The 8376-nt window shown below is 69.8% G+C and carries 7 protein-coding genes and 2 pseudogenes; 1 reads left to right on the top strand and 8 read right to left on the bottom strand.

The window, feature by feature from the left end:
• The 7 genes from QH270_RS30865 to clpB form a co-directional block, all read right to left on the bottom strand.
• The coding region (locus tag QH270_RS30865) for a lysoplasmalogenase family protein (protein WP_280347885.1) at positions 1-408 on the bottom strand (408 nt) is incomplete at its 3' end.
• A gap of 1 nt (position 409) precedes the next feature.
• Positions 410-1468, bottom strand: a complete 1059-nt coding sequence (locus QH270_RS30860; RefSeq protein WP_280347883.1) for a beta-ketoacyl-ACP synthase 3 — start codon at positions 1466-1468, stop codon at positions 410-412.
• A 67-nt stretch (positions 1469-1535) separates the two neighbouring features.
• Positions 1536-2099 carry an orotate phosphoribosyltransferase gene (gene pyrE, locus QH270_RS30855; RefSeq protein WP_110037622.1) on the bottom strand — a complete coding sequence of 188 codons (564 nt, stop codon included), beginning with the start codon at positions 2097-2099 and terminating at the stop codon, positions 1536-1538.
• Positions 2100-2176: 77 nt separating this feature from the next.
• Positions 2177-2983: an SDR family NAD(P)-dependent oxidoreductase gene (locus QH270_RS30850; RefSeq protein WP_280347881.1), complete on the bottom strand. Its 807-nt coding sequence runs from the start codon at positions 2981-2983 to the stop codon at positions 2177-2179.
• 60 nt (positions 2984-3043) lie between these two features.
• Positions 3044-4144: a hypothetical protein gene (locus tag QH270_RS30845; protein WP_280347879.1), complete on the bottom strand. Its 1101-nt coding sequence runs from the start codon at positions 4142-4144 to the stop codon at positions 3044-3046.
• A 67-nt stretch (positions 4145-4211) separates the two neighbouring features.
• Entirely contained in the window at positions 4212-4982 is a 771-nt protein-coding gene (locus QH270_RS30840) for a DUF5666 domain-containing protein (RefSeq protein WP_280347877.1), read from the bottom strand.
• 85 nt (positions 4983-5067) lie between these two features.
• Entirely contained in the window at positions 5068-7641 is a 2574-nt protein-coding gene (gene clpB, locus QH270_RS30835; RefSeq protein ID WP_280347875.1) for an ATP-dependent chaperone ClpB, read from the bottom strand.
• A 211-nt stretch (positions 7642-7852) separates the two neighbouring features.
• Between clpB and QH270_RS34575 the strand changes: the two are divergent.
• Positions 7853-8140, top strand: a pseudogene (locus tag QH270_RS34575) (alcohol dehydrogenase catalytic domain-containing protein); the annotation flags it as partial.
• Positions 8141-8283: 143 nt separating this feature from the next.
• Here QH270_RS34575 and QH270_RS30825 read toward each other — a convergent pair.
• Positions 8284-8376 (bottom strand): annotated as a pseudogene (locus QH270_RS30825) (peptidase); the annotation flags it as partial.

Below are 8376 nucleotides of genomic sequence, written 5' to 3'. Positions count from 1 at the left end.
CCCGGTACAGGCTGTTTTTCCTGGCTCTATTTGCGCGCGTAGAACAGCGCCGGGGCCCGCCCATCGCGGAGTACGCGCGGTGGGTATCGGGGCGTTCGCCCGGGCGCCGCGCCGCCACCACAGCACCGAGTAGCCGGTCTGCATCACCGCGAACGACGACGCACCCGCGATCAGGCGCCGATCGTCATCGGGATCGATGAGCAGCACATCACCGACGGTGGCCGCCGCGAGCGAGCCGAGCAGGATCCGGCGCTGCACCGGATCGAGCTCGTCGCGGGTGACGGTGTCGGCCGCCAGCAGCGGCATCAGCAGCGGCTTGGTCAGCCATTGCAGCCGCTCGCGACCGGTGACGGCACCGAAGACGGTGACCGCCGCCGCCGCGAGATAACCGGCACGCAGCGGTCGCACGTCAGAAGCTCGCTTCCTTGGGCGCGGGCGGCAGGACGACGACCTGGCCCGCGTAGCTCAGTCCGGCGCCGAAGCCGAGCAGCAATGCCACCTGGCCGCCCTTCGCCTTGCCGGTCACCAGCATCTCCTCCATCGCCAGCGGGATCGAGGCCGCCGAGGTGTTGCCGGTGTTCTCGATGTCGTTGGCCATCGGAATGCCCTCGGCCAGGCCGAGGTTCTTCTTCATCAGCTCGTTGATCCGCGCGTTGGCCTGATGGGGGATGAAGACCTCGATGTCCTCCTTGGCCACGCCGGAGGCGTCCAGCGCCGCGGACAGCGCGCGCGGCAGGGTCACCGCGGCCCACCGGAACACCTTCGGGCCCTCCATGCGCAGCGACATCCGGCCGATCGGCTCGACCGCCGGGTCGGTGCCCTGGATGGCCTGGGCCTTGTTCATGTAGGCGAGGAAGTCGACGTCCTGGGCGATGGCCTCGGCGTTCTCGCCGTCGCTGCCCCACACCGTCGGCGAGATGCCGTTCTCCTCGGCCGGGCCGACGACGACGGCGCCCGCGCCGTCACCGAAGATCATCGCGGTACCGCGGTCGGTGGGGTCGAGGCCGACGGTCATCGTCTCGGCGCCGATCACCAGCACGTATTCGGCCGAACCGGCGCGGATCAGGTCGGCGGCGACACCGAGGCCGTAGCCGAAACCACCGCAGCCCGAGGTCAGGTCGAAGGCGGCGACGCCGTTGAGACCCAGGTCGGAGGCCACCGAGGGGGCGCCGTGCGGGGTGAGCTTGAGCCAGCTCGAGGTGCACAGGATCACGGCACCGATCTGGCCGCGCTCGATCGGGGTGTTGTTCAGCGCGCGGTCGCCCGCGGCCGCCGCGATCGAGCGGATCGTCTCGTCACCGCTGATCCAGCGCCGGTTGTGGATACCGGTGCGCTCGTAGATCCACTCCGGTGTCGAATCGAGCAATTCGCACACCTCGGCATTGCTGACGATGCGCTGCGGTCGGTAGGCACCGATCCCGAGCATCGCAACGTTGTCACGACTCTTGTTTACAGCAATGCTCACCACAGGTGACTCACACGTCCTTCAGACTTTCCGGGCGACCACGTCGTCATCCGGGTCGGCGTTGTCCAGGCTAACCCAGGGCAAGATCGCCGAGTCCGAGGATGGACCGATACTCCAGCCCCTCCGCGGCGATCACCTGGTCAGCGCCGGTTTCCCGGTCGACGACCGTGGCCACGCCCACCACGATCGCGCCCGCGTCGCGCAGCGCGCGCACCGCGGTGAGCGGCGAATTCCCGGTGGTCGTGGTGTCCTCGACGACCAGCACCCGCTTGCCGACGATGTCGGGGCCCTCGATCTGGCGCTGCATGCCGTGCGCCTTGGCGGCCTTGCGGACGACGAACGCGTCGATCGGGCGGCCCGGCGCGTGCATCACGGCCATCGCGACCGGATCGGCGCCCATGGTGAGTCCGCCGACCGCGGCGAAATCCCAGTCCGCGACCAGCTCACGCAGCAGCGAACCGATCAGCGGGGCGGCCTGGTGGTGCAGTGTCGCGCGGCGCAGATCGACGTAGTAGTCGGCCTCTTTGCCCGAGGACAGCGTCACCTTGCCGTGCACGACCGCGAGCTCGCGCACGAGCGCGGCCAGCCGGTCGCGATCTGCCTCCGTGAGCGCCTGACGTGCCTGGTCGATCATCGTTTGCGTGTCCTTTCGGTCATGGGCAGCCCTGGGCGATAACGCTACGCGCCGCGTCCGGGCCCGATGCTCGTGCCCTAGGTCCGTCCGCGCGCGTTGAAGAGTCCGCGATTCAGGCGCGTCACCAGGCCGCGCGGGACGAATCCCGCCACCGTGGTGAGCACCTTGTACTGCACACCGGGCACACTGATCACCCGGCCTGATTCCAGATCTCGCAAGCAGCCGTCGACGACCTGGTCGACGTCGAGCCACAGCCGCTTCGGCAGCGAACTCATCGCGATGCCCGCGCGCTCGTGGAACTCGGTCCGCACGAACCCGGGGCACAGCGCCTGGACCCGGACACCGGTGCCCGCCAGTCCATTCGCCAACCCCTCGGAGAAGGATACGACGTAGGCCTTGGAGGCCGAGTAGGTCGACCCCCGTCCCGGAATCAATCCGGCCACACTCGCCACATTGACGATCGAGCCGGTGGCGGCCGCGATCATCGACGGCACCGCGGCCCTGGTGAGTTGCAGCACCGAGGTGACGTTCACATCCAGTTGGGCCTGCAGTTCGGCGGGTTCGAGCGTCCAGAACTCCCCCGAGTGCGCGAATCCGGCGTTGTTGACCAGGAATTCGAGCCCGGCGGCGGCGCGCTCCGCGACGCGGGCGCGGTCGTCGTCATCTGCGAGGTCGGCGACGAGCACCTCCGAGGAGGTGGCGTAGCGGCGGCCGAGTTCGTCGGCCAGCGCGCGCAACCGCTCCGCGTTCCTGGCGACGAGCACGAGGTCGTAGCCGAGCGCGGCGAGGCGGTGGGCGAAACCGAGCCCGATCCCGGAGGTCGGTCCGGTGATCATGGCCACGGGGCGGTGCGTGCCGGGCAGGCGCGCGGAACTATCGGTCATCGCTGGTCGATTCCGGTCGAGCGGGTGGAGCCGCCGCGGCGCCGATCGCCGCGGCCGTGGTCACTTGGGCACCGGCCCCTGATACGGGCGGAAACCGGGGTGGAACGGCCCGCCGGGCTGCTCGGCGTCGTCGCCCTCGGCTTGTGCCGGTTCGACGCGCGGGCGCGGCTCGGGGACGACGGCCAGCGACGGCCGTTTGGCCGGTTCGCCGAGCGGGCGACGGCCGGGCGCGGGCTGGTCCTCGAAATCGGGATCGTCCAGGTCGGGGTCGTAATCGTCGCCGGTGTAGGCCTGCGGGCGGCCCGGGGCGCGGCGACCGTAGTCGTCGGGCTCGGCGGCGGGCGGCTCGGCGATCGGGGCGCGGAACGGCTCGTCGGCCGCCGGCGTGCCGTAGTGGTCGTCGAGATCGTCGGGACCGGGGAAGCGGGCGCGGCCCGGCTCGTCGTAGTCGTCGAAGCCGTCGTCGAGTTCCGCGCGGCCGCTGCCGAACGAGTCGGAGGCCGCCAGCGTCTCGTCGGCATTGCTGCGCGGACGGGTGAACTCGCTCGGCTCGGCCACCGGCGGCAGCACGTGCAGCAGCCCGGACAGCCGCAGCACCGCGTCGATCGCGGTCTCCCAGTCCTTGGACCCGCTGCCGACGGGCAGCATGCCGAGGGTCCAGTTGCCCTCGCTCCACAGCATCTGCACGGTGTCCGACAGCGATTCGATGAAGCCGACCATCCGCTGATCGACCGCGTGCCTGGCGATCTCGGGATCGGTCGCGAACACCACCCGGTCACCGATCGCGCCGAGCAGTTCCAGATCGTGGTCCTTCGGCGGCGACGCGGTCTTGAGCCGCATGTCGACATCGATCTCGGACCCGATCTGGCGGCGCACCGCGACCAGGGTCGCCGCGTCCTCCAGATCGAACAGGACGAATTTCTCGCCCTTGCGGATGCCGGAGACCACGTCGACCGCGGAGAGATAACCGAGCTTGGCCAGCGCGCCACGACGCCACGTCGAGGCGAGCGCGGGCTCCACCGAGACGTAGGTGTAGCCCTGGGATTTCGCCCAGACCTGGCGCGCGTGCCCGGTCCGCTGTCGCTGGACCCGATCGAAATAGAGCAGTACGACCGCACCTACGAGTGCGATCGCCGCCAACCCGAACCACATAGCCGTCATCGTCGCCTAGCCTATCCAGCCGTCGCCGTGATCGCCCGGCATGCCGGGCTTTCGACGCGCGGGTCGCTCATCGGGGGCCGCCTGGCAACGCCGTACTGATGATGATCTTGGCGTGGATCGACCCGTCTGGGTTCTTGTCGCCCTGCACCATAACCATGTCGCCGACGGGCAGTTCGCTCGCCTTCGTGCTGGTCAGCGAGATCACCTGGGTGGCATCGTCGATCAGCACCCGCAACGTCGACCCGCCGAGGGTGCTCATGGTGATCTCGGTGCCGGTGTTGGCGGTGATGCTGCCCATGGTCGCGCCGAGATCATCGCCACCACCGAGGCCGGGCAGGCCGGGCAGCCCGCTCGCGCTCGGCGGCACGATCGGCGCGGTCCTGGTGGTGGTCGGTGGTGCGAGGAGCTGGGAGGTGGGTGCCGCCGCGGAGTTGTCCTCGTCGGACTCGCCGCCGCTGAAGACGAGGCCGGCCAGCACGCCGCCGACCGCGACCAGCGCGAGGACGCCGAGGCCGAGCGCGATCCACAATCCGGTGTTCCGCCTGGGCGGTTCGCCCTGGTCACCGTCCTGCGGACGGGGTGGATAGCCGGGTGGCGGCGCCCCGTACCCCGGCGGTGGTTGCTGCGGTGGGGGCTGCTGCGCTGCGGGATAACCACTTTCGTAGGCACCCCACTGCTCGTCGTGCGGCGGCAACGCCATGGTCGGGTTCGACGGTTGCCCCCACTCGTCGAACCCACCGCCGCCGTACGGCTTGGTCGAGTCCATGCCCGGCGAACCCAGCCGTTCGGTCGGCGAATCCTCCGGGCGTTGCCCCCACGGATCGTTCGGGTTCGTCATGAGTCCCAGCGTAGGTCAGCACGGTGCGTTGGGAGGTCCCTACGCACCGCGCTGTGGACAATTCACGCACCGCGTGGCGGATATTTCACGAGCTGTGGACTGCCTCGCGTCCGACGACCAACTTGTCGGTGGCGTCGTCTACGCTCACCCGCACCGTGTCGCCGTCGACGACAGCGCCCGCGAGCAGTTCCTTGGCCAGGCTGTCGCCGATGGCCTGCTGGATCAGCCTGCGCAACGGCCGCGCGCCGTAGGCCGGGTCGTAGCCGCGCACGGCCAGCCACTGCTTGGCCTCCTCGGTGACATCGAGCGTGAGCCGCCGCTGCGAGAGCCGCTTCTGCAGCTGCCGCAGGTTGATGTCGACGATGGATTCCAGCTGCTTCGCGTCGAGCGCGTGGAACATCACCACGTCGTCGAGCCGGTTCAGGAACTCCGGCTTGAACGCCCGCCGCACCGCCTCCATCACCTGCTCCTTGTCGCCACCGGCGCCGAGGTTGGAGGTGAGAATGAGGATGGTGTTGCGGAAGTCGACCGTGCGGCCCTGGCTGTCGGTGAGCCTGCCCTCGTCGAGCACCTGCAGCAGGATGTCGAACACGTCCGGGTGCGCCTTCTCGATCTCGTCGAACAGCACCACCGAGTACGGGCGCCTGCGCACCGCCTCGGTCAGCTGTCCGCCCTGGTCGTAGCCGACGTATCCGGGCGGCGCGCCGACCAGCCGAGCCACCGAGTGCTTCTCGCTGTACTCGCTCATGTCGATACGGACGATGGCGCGCTCGTCGGCGAACAGGAAGTCGGCCAGCGATTTCGCCAGCTCCGTCTTACCGACACCGGTCGGGCCGACGAACATGAACGAGCCCGTGGGCCGGTTCGGATCGGCGACACCCGCCCGCGCGCGCCGCACCGCGTCCGACACGGCCCGCACCGCCTCTTCCTGCCCGACGACGCGGCCGGCGACCTCGGTCTCCATCCGCAGCAGCTTCGCCGTCTCGCCCTCGAGCATCCGGCCGACCGGCACGCCGGTCCACGACGACACCACATCGGCGATGTCGTCGGGGGTGACCTCCTCGTTGAGCATCACGTCACCGTCGGCGGCCGCGCCGCTGGCCTGCTCGGCCGCGGCGAGTTCCTTCTCCAGCGCGGGAATCCGGCCGTAGCGCAGCTCGGCGGCCTTGCCCAGGTCACCGTCGCGTTCGGCGCGCTCGGATTCACCGCGCAGGGCCTCGAGCTGTTCCTTGAGCCCGCGCACCGAGTCGATGGCCTTCTTCTCGTTCTGCCAGCGGGTGGTGAGCTGGCTGAGCTTCTCGCGGTCGTCGGCGAGTTCGGAGCGCAGCTTCTCCAGGCGCTGCTTGGAGCCCTCGTCGGTCTCCTTGGCCAGCGCGACCTCCTCGATCTCGAGGCGCCGCACGGCCCGCTCGACCTCGTCGATCTCGACCGGGCGCGAGTCGATCTCCATGCGCAGCCGCGAGGCCGACTCGTCGATCAGGTCGATCGCCTTGTCCGGCAGGAACCGCGAGGTGATGTAGCGATCCGACAGGGTCGCGGCCGCCACCAGCGCGGAATCCGTGATCCGCACGCCGTGGTGCACCTCGTAGCGCTCCTTGATGCCGCGCAGGATGCCGATGGTGTCGGCCACCGACGGCTCGCCGACCAGCACCTGCTGGAACCGGCGCTCCAGCGCCGCGTCCTTCTCGATGTACTTGCGGTACTCGTCGAGTGTGGTCGCGCCGACGAGACGCAGCTCGCCGCGAGCCAGCAGGGGCTTGATCATGTTGCCCGCGTCCATCGCGGAGTCACCGGTCGCGCCGGCGCCGACGATGGTGTGCAGCTCGTCGATGAAGGTGATGATCTCACCCGCGCTGTTCTTGATGTCGTCGAGCACGGCCTTGAGCCGCTCCTCGAACTCACCGCGGTACTTCGCGCCGGCGACCATCGAACCCAGATCCAGCGAGATGACCTTCTTGTCCCGCAACGATTCCGGCACGTCACCCTCGACGATCCGGCGAGCCAGACCCTCCACGATGGCGGTCTTGCCCACGCCGGGCTCGCCGATGAGCACCGGGTTGTTCTTGGTGCGGCGCGAGAGCACCTGCACGACGCGGCGGATCTCGGTGTCGCGCCCGATCACCGGGTCGAGTTTGCCCGCGCGAGCGGCGGCGGTGAGGTCGGTGGAGTACTTCTCCAGCGCCTGGTAGGTCGACTCCGGGTCGGGCGTGGTGACGCGCGCGCTGCCGCGCACCTTGGTGAACGCCTCGCGCAGCGCCTCCGGGCTGGCGCCGTGCCTGCGCAGCAGCTCGGCCACCTCGGAGTCACCGTCGGCCAGGCCGACCAGCAGGTGTTCGGTCGAGACGTACTCGTCGCCGAGCTCGGTGGCCAGCCGCTGGGCGGCGGTGAGCGCGGCCAGGCCCTCGCGGCCCAGCTGCGGAGTGGTGGTCGCTCCGGTCGCGCGCGGCAGCCGGTCGACCATGTCGCCCGCCTCGCGCTCGACGGTCGCCGGATCGATGCCGATGGCCTTGAGCAGCGGGGCGGCGATGCCATCGGTCTGATCCAGCAACGCCACCAGCAAGTGCGCCGGACGGATCTCCGGATTGCCCGCCGCCGAGGCGGCCTGCAGGGCGGCGGTGATCGCCGCTTGGGTCTTGGTGGTGGGATTGATCGGGTCCACTGATCTCCTCGGGTGTGTTTCGGCGGTGTCGACTGGTTCAACGCTGAGAAAGTTGAGTCTGTTCCGCTCAACTCTAGAATTTTCCCCGTGCCCTCCGAATCGGTGTTCACGCTACGCCGCGACACCACCGAAGACGATCAATCACCGCACGTCGCAAGGGTGCCCACCTAGGATTGCGATGCCCGAGCCAGTCGAGTAGAGGAGCCAGCCGATGCGCGCGATCGTGGTCCAGAAGTTCGGTGCCCCGCCCGAGCTGGCGGACATGCCGGTACCCGAACCCGGCCACGGTGAGGTGCAGATCGCGCTGGACGCCGCGGGCGTGAACCCGTTCGACCTGAAGATGGCCGACGGCATTCTCGAGGGCAAGATGCCCACCGATTTCCCGATGATCCTCGGCGTCGACGGCGCGGGCACCGTGTCGGCGGTCGGTCCCGGCGTGCGCTCGTTCGCCGTGGGCGACCGGGTCGTCGGCAAGTTCCTCACCGCGCCCGCCGGGCACGGCAGCTGGGCGCAGTACGCCACCCTGCCCGAGGACGCGACCCTGGTGCCGATCCCCGAGGGTGTCTCCACGGTGACGGCGGCCGCGCTGCCGGTCGCGGGCGTCACCGCGCAGGACCTCGTCGCGGCCGCGCGCCACCCCCCCCGCCACACCCGGCAGAACGTGGGCGAGCGTTCGGCGTTGAGCATGGCGACGAAGCGCTCCGGCCGGTCGCTGCCCTCGGGCCCGGCGATGAT

The sequence above is a fragment of the Nocardia neocaledoniensis genome (assembly GCF_029868625.1).
GTDB classification, from domain to species: domain Bacteria; phylum Actinomycetota; class Actinomycetes; order Mycobacteriales; family Mycobacteriaceae; genus Nocardia; species Nocardia neocaledoniensis_A.
This window is presented reverse-complemented; position numbering and strand designations above follow the sequence as displayed.

Coding starts and splice junctions, on each gene's coding strand:
- QH270_RS30850 (WP_280347881.1), bottom strand. CDS start 2,983: ATGACCGATAGTTCCGCGCGCCTGCCCGGCACGCACCGCCCCGTGGCC.
- QH270_RS30840 (WP_280347877.1), bottom strand. CDS start 4,982: ATGACGAACCCGAACGATCCGTGGGGGCAACGCCCGGAGGATTCGCCG.
- QH270_RS30845 (WP_280347879.1), bottom strand. CDS start 4,144: ATGACGGCTATGTGGTTCGGGTTGGCGGCGATCGCACTCGTAGGTGCG.
- pyrE (WP_110037622.1), bottom strand. CDS start 2,099: ATGATCGACCAGGCACGTCAGGCGCTCACGGAGGCAGATCGCGACCGG.